Genomic DNA, 15683 nt, shown 5'->3' on the forward strand with positions numbered 1-15683 from the left:
GATTACCCTGCCCAAGGGCAGTCCGGCCGCCGGCCGGACGGGGCGGCGTTAGTCCAGTTGCAGTCGTGCGGCCCGGTCCTGGCCCGAGCCTTGGTTGAACCTTTCACGGTGACGCTGGAACAGGGCATAGAAGCCCGGTGTCAGGATGGCCCCCGGGGTCATGACACAGAAGATCCCGCCGATCAGTACGAACCCCCATGTTGTTCCGGGCGTTGGTTCCGGCGCCACGGGTCAGCACCAAGGGGAAGATCCCCGGCACGAAGGACCAGGAGGTCACGGTCACCACACGGAAATGCAATCAGCCCCCGGCGATGGCCGCGTTGATGTTCGACAAGCCCTCGATTTCCCGTTTGGTCTTGGCGAACTCGACGATCAGGATGGCTTTGGCCGCCAGGGCGATCAGCAGGACCAGGCCGATCTGGCCATACAGAGTCAGCGCCATGCCATTGGTCATCAGGGGGCCGAGCGCCGCCGTCGGGGCGGCGAATACCCAGGACTCCTACTGGTCACCAGGAACAGGTAGATGAACAGCAGGGCGAAGATGAAGGCGAAGACGATGGCATTACCGGCGAGCTTCTCTTGCAGGGCCATGGAGGTCCATTCGTAGCTGTAGCCGTTGCCCAGCACTTCATCGGCGACGCGCTCCATCGCGGCGATCGCCTGGCCACTGGAGTAACCCGGTGCGGGCGCCAGGAAGATCTTGGTGGCGCTGTAGAGGTTATAGCGATTGGAGATATCTGCCTCCAGCTGCGGCTTGATGGTCGCCTTGGTGGGAACTCAGGGTTAAACAGGAAAAGACTATGTGGGTTGGTAGGATGCAAGCAGCTTACGCCGCACACTCTGTGCACAGAGTGTGCGCTGGTTTTGTGGCACGAGAAGAAGTTCTACGCCCGGGCAACGCTGACGTGGCGCATGCGGCAATAGGGAAAAAGTATGAGCTTTTCAGCAACTTTCATTAGGATAATGCTTCTGTTTGATGCAGGGAAATGACTCCCCCTTTGGTAGAGAGCACACCTTGTTCGCTCCAGCTTCTCATCGCCTTGCCCACGGTGTTTCGTGACATGCCAAGGAGCAAGCCCAACTGTTCATTGTTGATGGCAACGTCGTCGCCGTCGGTCAAGCCGTTGAGTACCTGTAACGCCAGGTAGATCTTCTCTTTTGGGGAGATGGGCATCATGCGCACCCCGGTCAGCCGCGATGCCACTCTGGCTCGGCTGGCCGTCGAACGGTTTAGTGCCTGACAGAAGGTGACATCACTCTGATAGAGTTGCCGGGCCGCAGCGACAGGCAGTAATAGCGCTGAGGCGTCACACTGGGTCGTGACATCGTATTCCGCTTCGAGGTTAAGCACAAAAGCGGCGTCATTGATGATGGCACCCGGGGTGTAGATCCCAATGGCGAAGGAGGTCGGGTTATCCGGACGGCGGATGTAGAATCGTCCCGAGATGGGAAAGATCAGGTGGGTGATGCTCTCACCCTGTAGGCAAACCGACTCTCCCCTGCGAAAGACGTTGGATTGAGATAGATTGATGATCCGTTTCGCCGTCTCATTGTTGAGCTCAAATTTCTCGGCAAATAGTCCGGTCAGTGCCATGTGTTTCCCTTGTCCTCCTGTTAGCGGAGGCTTCTCGTTATCAGTACGCCGATATAACAGACCGCCATTTCAATGCAGTCTGTACCGGGCTTATTGGTCCCCGCGTGTCGCCGCGACTTTTACATTGTTGTTGGTATCCCGGCTCTGCCGGATCAAGTCGTCTCCGGCTTCGAGTGCCGTATGGCCCTTGGCCAGGCGATCGTAGAGCAGGACGTTGACGGTGGCGGCCAGATTCATGCAGCCCACGGTCGGGACGTAGATCACCGCATCGGCCCGATCAACCACCTCCTGGCTGAGCGAGCCGTCTTCCGGGCCGAAAAGGTAATAGGCATTCTCCGGATGGTGGAATTGTGGCAGCGGAATGGCTCCCTCCACCAGCTCGACACAGACTACTTTTGCGCCTTCTGGTATGACATCCAGCAAAGACTCCACCGGCGTCAGCGGGATCTGGCTGGTCATGTTCTTGGTGTCGGTATGGTATTTCATTCCCCGTTGAGCCCGGTTGCCGGTGTAGACGACGGCATCGGCCTGGTAACAGCCTGCGGCACGCATCACGGCACCAATATTACTCGGGCTTTTGGGGTTGGTTAGGCCTATCTGGACCATGGGCAGACTCATCTAATTCAGTTCAAAACGGGGCGCGGATTGTAGCAAATTTTTTGCTTTTATCCGTCGCCCTGTGTGTTGCCATCCCCCTTAACCTAAGAGAGCTTTAGCTAACTCTGGGTAAACAGCCGGAGCTTAGAGGCTGACAAAGTGGCTGGTACGCACGGTGGAGTAATCCTCTACCTAGGATCGGTCTGTGGCAAGGAAGATGCTGATAATTTGCAATCCGACCGATTTATAGGGCTGGTTTTGAGAGTTGGTGCATTGATGAATGGGAGCTGTTGGGTTCGGGCCGTTGGGTTTGCCGTCCGCCCTCATTGTCTGACGGCATTTCTCTTAGGATCGTAGAGATCAGGGCAGCCATTTCCTCGGGTTCATTTGCCGGTCACCGCGTGGCGCAAGTCGAGTTTAGGCCGAATCGCTGATCCGGGTGGGTTCGTCCAAGCCTTGGCGGAAGTTGAGGTAGTGGGTGATCACCTGCTGTGGCGCTTCCAGCTGGGGGTAGTGGCCGACGCCCGGCAGTTCGTAAACGCTGGCATCCGGACACAGTTGTCGAAACTGGGAGACGAGTTGGCTGCCGCTGATGGGATCGTCGGTACCGTTGAATAGGGCAAGCGGGACTGGGCAATCGCTCAGGGCTCGGCTCCAGCGAGGCCGATAGCGTTTGCGCTGCTTCAGGTAATCGAGCAGGCGCGGGAGGACGAGTTGCCCCTGGTGATAGCACAGAAGCTGCCATTGACCGCGCAGGGTGTCAGAGTCCGGTTCGGCTCCCCAGAGGCGTCGTTGGCTGGCCGTGAACAGCCGTTGGTTTAGCAAAGATGCGAGGATGGGGCCCAATGGACCGGCCAGCCAGCGGTGGAGTCGGGGAGGGCGGTAGGTTTCAGGAAAGAGTCCGCCGTTGAGCAGGGCGCAGGAGTGCCATTGTATGGGGCTGAGGCCTTTACGCTGGCGCGCCAGCAACTCCTGGGCGACGGTGGTGCCATAGCCATGAGCCATCAGGTGTGCCTGGTGGAGACCCAGGTGGAGCATGAGATCCCAGATCCGATCGGCCTGATCACCAATGGGGTAGGATTGCATAGGCTTGTCACTGAAACCGAATCCCAGCAGGTCCAGATATAAGACCCGATAGTGTTGGGCCAGTGCGGGCAGGATCTTATGCCAATCCCAGCTGCCGGAGGGAAATCCGTGGAGGAGGACAAGTACGGGTCCATCGCCCTGTAAGCCGTAAAACAGTTGATGGCCTCGACAGGTGCGGAGCTGGCCGCCCTGGTACCAATGCATCAATTCCGGCAGATAGGTGTTGTGCATACCCTGTGAATCCCTCCTTTCATTACTCCCTTTGGTATAGGGATAACACGAAATGGCAGTGAAGGAGAGATGTATGGGGCAGATCCGATGAGCTGTTTTTATTTTCGGCAACGGGGAATACAGGAACGCCGCGTCTCCAAGGACGCGGCGTATGAAACATGGCGGCTGTGTTACGCCAGATCGTCGGCAAATTCCTGAGGTGCAACGACAATGCCTTCGCCGGCCAGGCTTGGGGCAACGGCGACATCGAAGCCATCGTTGGTCATACCCGGGGCCCATTTCTCAATGAAGTCGGCGACGGTGATGGCCACCGGCTTACAGCCCTCGAAGTCATTCTGGCTCCAATCTGAGGCAACCGCCTCGTCATGCCAGATCAACAGGCATTTCTCGTCCTTGCCGGATTCCACCACGACACAGCCGTTGTCATCCGCCAAGGTCCAGAGCTGACCATTGGCCTTGGCTTGTTCGATCACCATATCGTAGCGCTCTTGGCTATTCTGGCTGTAAAAAGTGTTGATGTTCTCGACGCTCATGGCGGTCACTCCTTAATTGAATTGGCTGGATTATATCAGCCCTGGAGCAGCATTGCCGAGATCAAGGCCGCGACCTTGTTGTTACCGCTTTTCGGCGTGGACCGATAAAGTGTCCAGGGATAAAAGTGTTGAGTGTCGGGATGAGCGACCCCTCGGGATCACATCGAGGGGGCTGGAACGACTTAGCCTTTGATCAGCATGTCGATAAAGTGACGGCGTTGCTTAACATCGGCCAACTGGGCGCACTTGTCACCTTGGGCATCCTTAAATGCCACGCGATTTTTATGGACTGAGATGGAGCGTACGGGATGCTCGATCTGAATGGTGGAACCATTAAGGGTTAGGGTCATAACTAAACTCACTATTTTCGCCCCACGCCAGGTCTGTGCCGAGCTGGGGAATGATATTAATAAGCTTGATTACTGTATGACGAGAGTTCTTTGAAATCGTACGAGAGGAGTCGGATTTAAGAGACGTGGCAGCTTCACCCTGGCTGCGTTTCGTCGTTCAATAATGTTGCTTGTTCTCTTTGGGCCGCACATAAGGCAGACAGCCCTCGCTGCGCGTAAAAAGGCGACAGCAATTTGATTGACCGGCGATATTAACAGGTGCTACACGGCAATGCAACCATGAGCGACTTGGCTGGCTCAGGCTAACAGCAGCTGTTGGTGCAGGCGGGTAAACAGCTGAGCGCGCTGCTTCGGGGAGTATCGGTAGTAGCCGATGGTCAAGGTCGCGCCCTTGTCGCCGTAGAGGGTGATCAGGCCAAAGCGGATCCGGTAGCCTGCAAAGTCGGGCCAATTCAATTCAGACTGCTCGGCATGATCCAGGCTACGGATCCCTTTCTCATCCCATTGCAGTGAGTGCTCGATGGCGGGTTGGGTACCGTCATTGGCCCAGCGCAGGCATAGCATGGTGGAGACTGCGATCCCCAAGCATAAGAGTGTCGGTAGCAGCAGAGTCTGCCAGCTAACAGAGACGTCATTCCAGGTTAGCACCAGCAGTTGCAACAGTAAGACCCCGGTCAGGCTCAGCCCGATGCGGTAGAGGCGGAAAAAGTGGCATTGCTGGGGGCTGGGGATCAATGTCGTCATCATGGCGTACCTTCCACTGCTGGTTCCCTTTTGTTAACTCAAGGTAAGGCATTCAATGGCTCAGGGGTGTGCTTTAGGACAAAATTATTGGTCAGACCGATTTGATCTTTGCTCGGTTTAGTGGTTTTTATAGCTAAATTTCAGCGATTTCCTGAGAAGTGCTGGCCTAGCCAGGGAGATGGACGGGATCATCTGGCGGGCGATTTTAATTAAATTTATTTATCTAGCTATCCCGTTCCGGCTCGGGAGTCTGCGCAGCGTGTTGGGGCACAATCTGCTCGTCCTGTGTCAGGCGTTGAGCCTGGTTGATCTGCGCTTTCAGGGCGTCATGGCTCAGAGCTATGTTGTTGAGTTCGTGACCTAGCTCACTGTTGAGGGTGATTAGATTTGTGGTGAGTGTATCGATATCGTAGCGGGCGACGAGGAGTTGAGCTGTATCCAATGCCGCTCGCTGGTCTGATTGAGGTGCCGTTATGGTGATGAGGCGAATGGCCAGATTAAGCTGCTTGCCCAGGGTGCTGCTGAACTCCTCAGCTTCACGGGCGAGTCGGCGGCTCTCCCGGGCCTTTGCATCGAGCCTGCGACCAACCTCGCCAGCGCGGGCGGCCTCCATGATGACATTGAGCGCCAGCAGTTGGGTTTGCATTGAGAGCTTTTTCAGCCTTGTTAGTCGAGATAGGGTGACCTGGATCGTTGCAGACATATTCGGCTGTTGCTTGAGTTCAAACAGGCTTATTTTGTGAGTCTCTCCAAGGATCACAAGGTGAGCAGGATCTTCGCTATCAGCCTTTGTCGATGGCTGGCGGTTTTGGGCTGGCTGGTGGTCGTCATCCTCATGGGTCAAGGGGGGGGCATTTTGCGTGGGTGCAGAGGGGGAAGGAAGGCGGTTTGCTGTTTGCCACCAGAGTGCGGCAGCAAACAGGATTAAGCCACAGATCAGCAGCGGGGCCATGGAGGAGAGCAGGAACGATAATAGGGCTGCGCAGAGAGTGGTGGCCAGGCTGAACTGATGGCGTGGCTTCATGGTGATACCCAGATCGCCGTTGTTGCCGTTACCTTGTCAGGCTTAAAAAGGGGCGCCCCTGGCGCGGAGTGCAGAACACTGAGCCTGCCAGATTTTCCCGAAGGAAGGGAGAGCCGAACTGGAATGGGGATCATTAGGGGTGGCAGGCCAGATCTGTGCATGATGTCGACCTCCTTGTTCGCTGATACGATGGCCACGCCCTATGAGCCGGTTAACACTGGGCTGGCTCGGTACGCTCAGTCAGGTACCACTTTCAGGGTAGGAGAGCTTGACATGGGGAGCAAGCCAGCTTGAGGTCGGTGATGAGTCATCAGGGCCAGTAAAGCCACGAGCTAGGGAGCTTTAGGAGGCAGTGCACCGAATGGTCGTCCTTGATACAGGCCGCCGTGGGCAATGCTGAGCATGGCGGCATCTTCTGGCGTATCGCCATAGGCATAGATCTCTTCGTAGTCATTTGGATTGAGCAGGGCCCTGAGGCGGACAAGCTTCTGTTGCCGGCTGCAATCGCCATATCGATATTGACCCGTGCAGCGGCCGGACTTCATGACGAGTTCGGAGCACAGCAGTTCTATTCCCATCTGCTCACACCAGGGGCGCAGGTAGAGATCCAGCGAAGCGGAGATCAGTATCACTCTGTCTCCCCGGGCCTGGTGCCAATACAAGCGCTGCATCATCTCGGGACGCAGCAGAGAGGGCAGCTGTAACCTGGCAAAGCTTTCACCCCGTTTTTGTAAGGTTTCGGCTTTGCTTTGGGCGAAGCCCAGCCAGGCCACCAGGGGGCGCAACCTGTGGCTGGGGATCAGCCTAAGCTTGTGGGCCAGTAGCAGAGGCCAGAGCAGGAGCAGGCCGGGCAACAAACGGCGTCGAGAGACGTGTTGGTAATAGAAACGGGAGAAGGCATCCGTGTGGGTAACGGTGCCGTCGAAGTCAAACAGTGCCAGGGCCATGAAATATCGATTCCAGTGTGAAGGCGCCGATCTCATCATGAAGTCGAAGTTTGGGCAAGGGCAGTTATCATCGCCTTCGCAACCGTGATCGGCCTGATGGGTTTCAGTCAGGATCCTGACCTTGAAAGTGGTAGCGTTCGAAGTGAGTCCAGTAGTGTTCCCACTCCTGCTGCCACTGGGAGGCCGGCCAGCCCAAGGCGTCCTGGCACAGCTGCTGGATCTGAGTCTGATGCTGTGCCAGTTCATGGCCCAGGACCCAGCCCAGTCGTGTGCGGCGTAACAGGAGATCGGTCAATCGAACGATGGCACCGTGTTCGGCCCAGTAACACAGCTCCTGTTCACTGATCTGACTCTCACCGAACCACTTCAGGCCAACGAAGGGGGCTGCATTGAGAGGATGGTCGGGCTGGAGACGGGGAGTGGGTAAACGCCCCTGGGTCTCGGCCAGCGCCAGTGTCTCCTCGGCCATCTCCACAAAGGTGGTGAGTTTGCCACCGGTGACGCTGACAAGACCGGGCTGCTGCCAGACCTTGTGTTCTCGGCTGGCCGCCGAGGGGTCGGGCTCCTCCCCATCGGCGGTGAGGATCGGGCGCAGTCCGGACCAGCTGGCCAGCAGCGGGGGCGGCTCAGGGATCCCCAGCATCGGCAGGATCTTGAGCAGGTAGGCCTGCTCGGCGCGGTTCATCTGTGGCTGTGTTCCTTTGTCCGCCAGATGATCCAGATCCGTGGTGCCCACCACACTGTTCCCGGCCCAGGGATAACAAAACACGATACGGCCATCGTCGGGGTGATGGAGAGTCATCGCCCCGGGCAGGGGGAGATCTTTGGCTTTGAACATAAGGTGACTTCCCCGTTGCGGCCGGATCCGCAATCCCTCGGGCATGGTGCTGAGCTCATCGGCCCACACGCCGGTGGCGTTGATCACCATCTTGGCCTGTAACCGCTTGCCATCGTCCAGCTGAACCCCCTCGATCCCCTGCTTGCCCTGAAGCAGACGTTCGACCCGGGTATAGTGACAAAGTTGGGCGCCATATTGCACTGCTTCCTGCAGGGTACGTAGTACCAGGGCGCTGTCGTCACACAGCGCGTCATAGTAGCGCCCGGCTCGCCAGTAGGAGGCAAGGGGTAGGCTCGGCAGATGCTGTGCCAGTTGCTTCGGAGCGAGATCGCGTGGTCTGTGGCCGAAGGAGGCCCCGGAGATCCCGTAATAGCACCAGAGGCCCAAAGTCAGCCGCCAGCGTTCCGCCCATTGCCGTCCGTCATAGAGGTAGTAGTAGGGGACGGGGGTGATCAGATCGGGCCAGCGTCGGGCCAGACGCTCTCGGGCGCGGGCCGACTCCAGGGTAAGTCGCCATTGGCCCTGGGCCAGGTAGCGCAGCCCACCATGGATCATTTTTGAGCTGAAGTTGGAGGTTCCCGAGGCAAAATCCCCCTGCTCCAGGAGCAAGGTCTCCCAGCCTTGGCGTGCCGCCTGCCGGGCGATCCCTGCTCCGGTGATCCCGGCACCGATGACGATAAGATCAAACTGGGGAGAGCGTGATATCTGCTCATGACTGTTTGCCACCGCTCGACTCAGGCTGGGAGCACGACTGGATCCGGACATGCGACCTCATGAGAATCTATTGATTTATATCCATAATCTTAGTGCTTTCTCGGCGAGGCGTTGGGAAATACGGGCGGTCTCGATAGCCCCGGCTCAGGTTGGGGTGGGAGCTAGGCCAGCGAACGACCTTGGCGTGCCGAGAGGGGGCTAGAAAGGGGCGCATGATCCATCTCATCGACACGAGAGGGCTTGGGAACAGTGGCTTATGCCGAGTTAAATGGACTTTTTATCTTTTGATGGTTTTTTCATCATTCCTTTCCCATTCCTCGACTGTTAGGATAGCGCCGCCCATTCGGGCTCATCCCCCATTCGCCGATCACGGCAGGAGTTAAAGTATGATTGAAGCGATACTGCTGTGTTTGCTGGCTATTCCCTTGACGCGCCTGGTGCGCCCCCTGCTTTCCTGGCTTTGGGCATGGCTGAGTGATGCCATTGAGCGGCGAACGGGTGAAAAAATCGATGAGTAGATCCCTTTTGTGAGTGCTACTCTTATTCGACTAAAGTCGAATGAGGTGGCGGGCGAGGCTGCGCTGCGAAAGGGGAATTTTTATGGTGATCTTATCTTTGATGCTTTCGGCACTCCTGGTGCCTTTGATCAGCCCTTGGGTCGATAGGGCCATCGATGCCCTGGCTGATCGCCTTGCCTCGGATCGACGCTCTAAGCCCTGAGCCGTTTTCGTATCGAATCGCGTTGCTGGAGTGTTTCTCCCTCGTGAGACACCACCAGCTATCCTGCCCTTTATGTTATTCCTGCACCACCTTGCCGGCGCGACAGGGTAAAGCTTACCTGTGCTGTGAGGCCAGATCTGCAGCGGCCAACTCTACCGCTCGCGGATCGCCCATGTAGGGCTCGGCCCGGCGTTTGTCTGCGTTCATATATTGGTATTTCTCATGGCCTTTGCCTGCCAGGACCAAGAGATCAGCGGGGCCCAGGCGATGGACCGCTCTACGGATCGCTTCCGCCCGCTCGGGTTGCCACTCATATCGCTCCGTTGGCACTCGTTGGGCAACCGCCTGGGCGATGCACTCAGGAGCGATGCCCAGTGGATTGTCATTGGTAATGATCAGGTGATCCGACAGGGCACCAACCACTTCCCCGATGGCCTCGGCATCCGCTAGGCGATCTCCGGTGACGCCAATTACCGTAAAGAGTTGTCCTTGGCACTGGCGCCGGGCATGGCCCAACAGGGTGGCCAGGCTGTCCCGGTTATGGGCGTAATCGATGATCACCGTCGCACCATTCTCCAGCTGGCGGACCTCCCCCCGCCCTGGCACCGACTCAAGTCTTGCCAATGCCGCCACGGCATCCTGGGGCGCAATACCCAGGGCAACCATGACCGTCAGTACAGCCAGGACATTTTCAACGTTGTAATCGAACGGCAGGGGGGAATGGACCGGGTAGATCTGTCCCTCGTAGTGCAGTTCGAACCTGCTGCCCCGGTGATCGGCGTGGATCTGGCGAGCGTACAGATCGGCGGTTTCCTCCTGGCAACCAAAGGTCAGCACCCTGGCCTTACCCCGGCAGCGTTCGATGATGGCGGCTCCCATGGGATCATCCAGGTTCACTACCGCACAGCCGCCGCGATTCAGGCGGTCGATCAAACGCAGCTTGGCCTGCTGATAGGCGGCTCGGCTGCCGTGGTAGTCCAGGTGATCTTCGCCCAGGTTGGTGAAGACGGCGATGTCGTAGTTGATTACGCCGATCCTGTCCTGACACAGGGCGTGGCTGCTGACCTCCATGGCGTGATGACGCACACCCTGTTTGACCATCTGCTGCATGGCGTTGAGCAGGGTGATGGGATCCGGCGTGGTGTTGAGCATGGGCAGGTGCCGATCGGCAAACTCGCAGCCCAGGGTGCCGGTGTAGGCGCTTGGGGCAAACTGCCCCAGCAGGCTGTAGAGGCAGTGTGCCACCGTGGTCTTGCCATTGGTGCCGGTCACCCCGATCTGGGTCATGGCGTCCTGGGGGTAACCGTAGAAACGGTTGATCAGAGTCAGGCTGGCCAGGTATTCCGAGGTCAGCAGTACCGGCACCGGCAGAACCAGCGGACGATTGGCGATCACGGCGACGGCGCCCCGCTCGACGGCTTGGGCGGCAAAGCTATGGCTGTCGCTGGACAGGCCCTGGCGGCAGACAAACACATCACCAGGACACACCGCCCGGCTGTCGGTGGCAAACTGACGAAGGTTGAGGCTGTGGAGTTGGGCGAGTTGGGTTTCGATTTGCGGGATCATGGGATAGCGGTGACACACTTAGCTGGGATATGAGGGAGAGATGGTGACAGCGTGGCACCAAACTCGTCCTTATACCCTATAACCGTATGGCAGTACTAGCGTTCAATGGCGGCGAAATGGTGCTGAGTGGGTTTGGGTAAAATAAGCCCCGGTGTTTGCCGGGGCTTTGGGGTTATTGCGCTTTTTGCTCTTGCAGGCGTAGCTTACGGGCCTCGGCCTGGGCCTTGCGTCGGGCTTCATGCTCGGCGCGAAGCTTATCCAACTGAGCTTGTGGCATCAGGCTCTCTTTCTTTGGATAGTGGCTCTCCATCATCTCGAGCACCTTCTGTGGGTTGTCACGCTGCTCGAAGATGGCCAGTACTGGGTCCTCGGTTTGGGTCATCCAGTTGGCCAGTTCGGCGCGGTAACGGGCGATCTCTGCCTGATATTCCGGGTGATCGATCAGGTTATTGGTGCTGCCGGGATCGGTGCGCAGATCGTAGAACTCTTCGAGGGTACGCTGACGGAAGTGCTTGGCGCGGGCGATCTGCTCTTCGTCACCGGAATTTTCCATCAGGGCGATGGTGGCGCGATCGTAGCCGACTTTAAACTCGGAGAAACCGGTAAAGGGGTTAAAGATGTAGCCGAACTCCTTGCTTTGAACCGCACGCATCGGGGTGGCAGGCCCCCCGATCTTGTAGTCGATCTGGGCAAAGACGAAGTCACGAGCCTCTTGAGATTGGCCCCGTAACAGCGGCAGCAGGGAGCGGCCATCCATATGATCCTGAGGTGCGATCCCCGCGGCATCCAGCATGGTGGGAGCCAGATCGACGGTGGAGACCATGTGCTCACGGTCCACGCGGCCATTCTTCAGCTGACCGGCGGGCCACTGGGCGAAGAAGGGGGTGCGGGTCGAAGCCAGGTAGGTGTTGGCCTTGGCAAAGGGGAAAGGTGAGCCGTTATCGGAGACAAACATCACCAGGGTATTGTCTTTCTGGCCGGAGATCTCCAGGGCCTCCATCACCCTACCAAAGGTGTCATCCAGGCGGCGTACCGAGTTGTAGTAGTGGGACAGGTCCAGGCGAACTTCAGGGTAGTCCGGCAGGTAGGAGGGCACTGTGACCTCGTCCGGTGTGTAGAGTCGGCTTGGGGTTTCTTCCAGATCCAGGCGGGAGGCTTCTGGATCGTAGAAGACCCGGTGTGGATCGTGGGAGTTGACCATCAGATAGAAGGGTTGATCGGCCTCTTTGGCCTGCTTGATAAACTCCAGGGTACGTTGAGCGTAGAGAGTCGGAGAGCGGCCAGAACCCAGATCATCGGCGTCGTAGGCGTAGTCCCAGTGATAGTTCATATCCGGCGAGGAGTGGGGCACCTTACCCAGGACCCCGGTGCGGTAGCCATTATTACTCAGGGTTTCCATGACCGTAGGCAGATCGCGTTTGAGTTTAATGAACCCCATCATCCCCGAGGTGGTGGAGTACATCCCGGTGGCCATCACGCCCCGGCTGGGCTGGCAAATGGAGTGGTTGACGTGACCGTGCTCGAACTGTACCCCGGCATTGGCGAAGGCATCCATATTCGGGGTCAGGTTAGGCAGTTCGTTGTCAAACAGGCTGTAGGCCTCGTAACCGAGATCGTCGGCGGTCACCAGGATAATATTGGCTGGCTGGGGTTGGGCCCAGGCCAAGGGGCTCGCAACCAGAGCGGCTGAGATCAAAAGGGAAGTTTGAGTTTTCATTGTTATTCCATCGTGTCAGTGGGATACCCAAGTGAGAAGCATGGTGTGAGCTCAGCGCGTGCAGCATGTCACCTCCCATCTTTGTTGGGCACCACGGCAGTGCCGAAGCCTGCCGTTGGAGCAAAATATATAGAGGGTCCAATGGGGGATCTTTAACACTTTCAGTTTTTTACTCCGGCCTGTGAGCGGCGACAAAATCCATGAATACGTATGTAATGAAGTGTCAGTTTCGTTTTTTTTCAGTAGGATGAATGTGTGAATGCGTTCCCTACTGATGGGCCTGCTCCGCAGCATAGAGGGGTCTTGCTTTGGCCATGGCAGATCGGTAAGGAAACATGCACAGGAACCGGGTGACTGCCGCACTCGACTCCCTCACTGCCCCAGTCTTTATGGCTTCGACAGTGGGCTATCAACCTTTAGATGCTGCTTTTTGCACCGCCCGGATCCTTAGAGCCGGGCTTTTTTTTGACCGTTTTATGTGCTGGATATTCGCGTTGGGACGTTGGAAAGCAAAAAGCGCTTCCGTCACGGGGCTTTTTGTTCCAAGTTGAGCGATAATGGCAGGCTTGTCCGTTTTTGAGTGACCACAGATGCTTTCCTATCGCCATAGCTACCATGCCGGCAATCATGCGGATGTGTTGAAACATACCGTGCAGGCGTTGATCCTTCAGTCCCTGAAGGGCAAAGACAAAGCTTTTGTCTACCACGATACCCATTCGGGGGCGGGACGTTACGATCTCAGAGATGACCATGCCGAAAAGACCGGTGAATACGTCGATGGTATCGGCCGTTTGTGGCAGCAGGATTGTCCCGAAACCTTACACCCCTATCTGAAAGCCGTTAAAGCACTCAATCCCAATGGTGAGCTTCGTTATTATCCCGGCAGTCCGGCCCTGGCCAATGCCCTGATCCGTGAGCAGGATCGTATGGTGTTGACCGAGCTGCACCCGAGCGATCACCCTCGCCTGATGCAGGAGTTTGCCCGGGACCGTCGAGTGAAGATCTTCAAGGAGGACGGCTACCAGCGGCTCAAGGCCAGCTTGCCTCCTCAGGAGAGGCGTGGTGTGGTGTTGATCGATCCGCCCTATGAGCTGAAAACCGAATATGATGATCTGGTCAAAGGGGTCCTGGCGGGGCTTAAGCGCTGGGCGACCGGTACCTACGCGATCTGGTATCCCGTGGTGTATCGCCAGGAGATCGACGCCGTCGAGCGTAAGCTGAAGCAATCCGGCGTGCGTAAGATCCTGCAGATCGAACTGAACGTCCTGGGTGACAGTAATGAGCGGGGCATGACCGGCTCCGGCATGATAGTGATCAACCCTCCTTGGACCCTGGAGCAGCAGATGAACGAGCTGTTGCCCTGGCTGACCAAGCGATTGGCCCAGTCTCCCCAGGCCCGTTTCAAGGTGGACTGGTTGGTCCCCGAGTAATCACGGCACGGGAGACATTTTTAAAACGGGAGATCTTTGATCTCCCGTTTTGGTTTCTTACCGGCGGTTGCGGTGATCTCAGGTGGCGCGCAGTTCCAGACTGAGCCGTTCAAGAGGGGAGTAACGCCTTCCTGATTATGCAAAAAAATCCCCACTGCGAAGAGTGGGGCAAATGACAACGATGAGAGGTTACCCCAGGGACAGGGGAAACAGCCTGCCAGGCTGTTGTGCTTTAACTTCTCACCGGAGCATGTCACCAGTGTGACGAGCAAATTACTGTTTGGTGATCTTGGGGGCGCTGACGGCAGATGGTCGTAGGGGGGAATTTCAATGGTTCTGCGCTTCAACCAGAGCAGCGATTAAGCGTTTAAATCTGATTTTAATAAACTTTTTCCTAGAGGTCAGATCAGGTATAACGCGAGTTGAAGGACGACAAAGGAGTGCAAGTCATGAACAGTCCCTATCTTAGCCTGGGTGAAGAAGCGGGCGTACGCGCCCTGGTGGATCGATTCTACGATGTGATGGAGCGGGATCCCCGGGCCAGCACCATTCGCGCCATGCATGGCGAGAGTCTGGATGGGGTGCGCAATGCACTGACCCTCTATCTGTGCGAGTGGCTCGGTGGCCCCAAAGGCTTTAGCGAACGGACCGGCAGCATGTGCCTGACCGATGCCCATGCGCCCTTTGCCCTCAATGAAGCGGCGCGGGATCAATGGCTCCTGTGTATGTCAGAGGCCCTGGCTGACATGGCGTTGCCAACACTGGAACGAGAGCAGCTCAGCTCGGCGTTTTACCGCATTGCGGATTTTCTTCGTAACGTCTGATCTTATCCTCAGCCAAAGCCTTGGGTGGTCGCCCAAAGCCTGAGTAAGCCCCTTGTTTTAAGCTACTTTGTATCGACCGTTGGCATTGCGCTTAGGGTGATCTTTACCTAGCCTCAAGCCAGTATGGGAAGCAAGGAGCAAGGGATGTTGACTCGACAGAATGCGGCGTTGGTGCTGATCGACGTTCAGGGAAAACTGGCCCTGAGCATGGTGGATGCCCCTGGGTTGATCCGCCGTCTGCAGATCCTGATCCAGGGGATGCAGGCACTGGAGATCCCCATCTTCTGGGTTGAACAATACCCCCAGGGGCTGGGGCCGACCCACCCCGAGCTGGCTAGCCTGCTCAGAGACCATCCCCGTTTTGAGAAGGTGAGCTTTGGTGTTGAAGGTGCGCCGGCTTTGATGAAGGCCCTGGCCGACAGTGGGCGACATCAGCTGCTGTTGTGTGGGATCGAATCCCATGTGTGTGTTTACCAGTCGGCGACGGCACTGTTGCAGGCGGGCTTTGATGTGGAGTTGGTGGTCGATGGGATCTCTGCCCGCACCGATGCCAACTATCAGCTGGGATTGGAAAAAATGCGGAGTCTGGGAGCACGGCTGAGCAGCGTGGAGATGGCGTTGTTTGAGCTGTTGGAACGTTGTGATGATCCCGCTTTTAAACGGATCCTGGCGTTGGTGAAGTAGCAGGGTTTTATCGCTGATCTCGAGTGGCCATAGAGGTTGTGGGAGTGGGGGACGAGTCAGGTGATTCGAGCCCAAGGGCATAAA

At 57.2% G+C, this 15683-nt stretch carries 18 protein-coding genes; 4 read left to right on the forward strand and 14 right to left on the reverse strand.

Features of this window, described 5'->3' with window-relative positions; genetic code table 11:
• Positions 1–48: 48 nt before the first annotated feature.
• The 12 genes from AC2D8U_RS11495 to AC2D8U_RS11550 all read right to left on the reverse strand — a co-directional run bounded on the left by AC2D8U_RS11495 (position 49) and on the right by AC2D8U_RS11550 (position 8709).
• Positions 49–228 (reverse strand): hypothetical protein, encoded by a 180-nt coding sequence (locus AC2D8U_RS11495; protein ID WP_484619191.1) that lies wholly within the window; start codon positions 226–228, stop codon positions 49–51.
• 70 nt (positions 229–298) lie between these two features.
• The gene (locus AC2D8U_RS11500) at positions 299–442 is read right to left on the reverse strand and encodes a hypothetical protein (protein ID WP_484619192.1); all 144 of its coding nucleotides are present in this window, start codon (positions 440–442) and stop codon (positions 299–301) included.
• Positions 443–453: 11 nt separating this feature from the next.
• Positions 454–759 (reverse strand): efflux RND transporter permease subunit, encoded by a 306-nt coding sequence (locus tag AC2D8U_RS11505; protein WP_484619272.1) that lies wholly within the window; start codon positions 757–759, stop codon positions 454–456.
• A gap of 196 nt (positions 760–955) precedes the next feature.
• The gene (locus AC2D8U_RS11510) at positions 956–1594 is read right to left on the reverse strand and encodes a Crp/Fnr family transcriptional regulator (RefSeq protein ID WP_484619193.1); all 639 of its coding nucleotides are present in this window, start codon (positions 1592–1594) and stop codon (positions 956–958) included.
• A 90-nt stretch (positions 1595–1684) separates the two neighbouring features.
• Entirely contained in the window at positions 1685–2212 is a 528-nt protein-coding gene (locus AC2D8U_RS11515) for an RNA methyltransferase (protein WP_484619194.1), read from the reverse strand.
• A 396-nt stretch (positions 2213–2608) separates the two neighbouring features.
• Entirely contained in the window at positions 2609–3508 is a 900-nt protein-coding gene (locus tag AC2D8U_RS11520; protein WP_484619195.1) for an alpha/beta fold hydrolase, read from the reverse strand.
• Positions 3509–3678: 170 nt separating this feature from the next.
• Positions 3679–4041 (reverse strand): DUF2750 domain-containing protein, encoded by a 363-nt coding sequence (locus AC2D8U_RS11525; protein WP_484619196.1) that lies wholly within the window; start codon positions 4039–4041, stop codon positions 3679–3681.
• A 182-nt stretch (positions 4042–4223) separates the two neighbouring features.
• Positions 4224–4391, reverse strand: a complete 168-nt coding sequence (locus AC2D8U_RS11530) for a hypothetical protein (RefSeq protein ID WP_484619197.1) — start codon at positions 4389–4391, stop codon at positions 4224–4226.
• 297 nt (positions 4392–4688) lie between these two features.
• On the reverse strand, positions 4689–5135 hold the full coding sequence (locus AC2D8U_RS11535; RefSeq protein ID WP_484619198.1) for a hypothetical protein: 447 nt from the start codon (positions 5133–5135) through the stop codon (positions 4689–4691).
• A 223-nt stretch (positions 5136–5358) separates the two neighbouring features.
• Positions 5359–5781, reverse strand: a complete 423-nt coding sequence (locus tag AC2D8U_RS11540; protein ID WP_484619199.1) for a hypothetical protein — start codon at positions 5779–5781, stop codon at positions 5359–5361.
• A 710-nt stretch (positions 5782–6491) separates the two neighbouring features.
• Positions 6492–7106 (reverse strand): HAD-IB family hydrolase, encoded by a 615-nt coding sequence (locus AC2D8U_RS11545; RefSeq protein WP_484619200.1) that lies wholly within the window; start codon positions 7104–7106, stop codon positions 6492–6494.
• A gap of 103 nt (positions 7107–7209) precedes the next feature.
• Positions 7210–8709 carry a glycerol-3-phosphate dehydrogenase/oxidase gene (locus tag AC2D8U_RS11550; RefSeq protein WP_484619201.1) on the reverse strand — a complete coding sequence of 500 codons (1500 nt, stop codon included), beginning with the start codon at positions 8707–8709 and terminating at the stop codon, positions 7210–7212.
• Positions 8710–9044: 335 nt separating this feature from the next.
• Between AC2D8U_RS11550 and AC2D8U_RS11555 the strand changes: the two genes are divergently transcribed.
• A complete protein-coding gene (locus tag AC2D8U_RS11555) occupies positions 9045–9176 on the forward strand; it encodes a hypothetical protein (protein ID WP_484619202.1) in 132 nt (43 codons plus the stop codon).
• Between the two features lie 316 nt (positions 9177–9492).
• Here AC2D8U_RS11555 and AC2D8U_RS11560 read toward each other — a convergent pair whose 3' ends face one another.
• A complete protein-coding gene (locus tag AC2D8U_RS11560) occupies positions 9493–10944 on the reverse strand; it encodes a UDP-N-acetylmuramoyl-L-alanyl-D-glutamate--2,6-diaminopimelate ligase (protein ID WP_484619203.1) in 1452 nt (483 codons plus the stop codon).
• A gap of 172 nt (positions 10945–11116) precedes the next feature.
• Positions 11117–12661: a sulfatase family protein gene (locus tag AC2D8U_RS11565; RefSeq protein ID WP_484619204.1), complete on the reverse strand. Its 1545-nt coding sequence runs from the start codon at positions 12659–12661 to the stop codon at positions 11117–11119.
• A gap of 590 nt (positions 12662–13251) precedes the next feature.
• Between AC2D8U_RS11565 and AC2D8U_RS11570 the strand changes: the two genes are divergently transcribed.
• The 3 genes from AC2D8U_RS11570 (at position 13252) to AC2D8U_RS11580 (ending at position 15599) form a co-directional block, all read left to right on the forward strand.
• Positions 13252–14091, forward strand: coding sequence for a 23S rRNA (adenine(2030)-N(6))-methyltransferase RlmJ (locus tag AC2D8U_RS11570; RefSeq protein ID WP_484619205.1), 840 nt, complete (start codon positions 13252–13254; stop codon positions 14089–14091).
• 449 nt (positions 14092–14540) lie between these two features.
• Positions 14541–14915, forward strand: coding sequence for a group II truncated hemoglobin (locus tag AC2D8U_RS11575; RefSeq protein ID WP_484619206.1), 375 nt, complete (start codon positions 14541–14543; stop codon positions 14913–14915).
• A 144-nt stretch (positions 14916–15059) separates the two neighbouring features.
• Positions 15060–15599, forward strand: a complete 540-nt coding sequence (locus tag AC2D8U_RS11580) for an isochorismatase family protein (protein WP_484619207.1) — start codon at positions 15060–15062, stop codon at positions 15597–15599.
• The last annotated feature ends 84 nt before the right edge of the window (positions 15600–15683 follow it).

The sequence above is a fragment of the Ferrimonas sp. YIN67 genome (assembly GCF_057219095.1).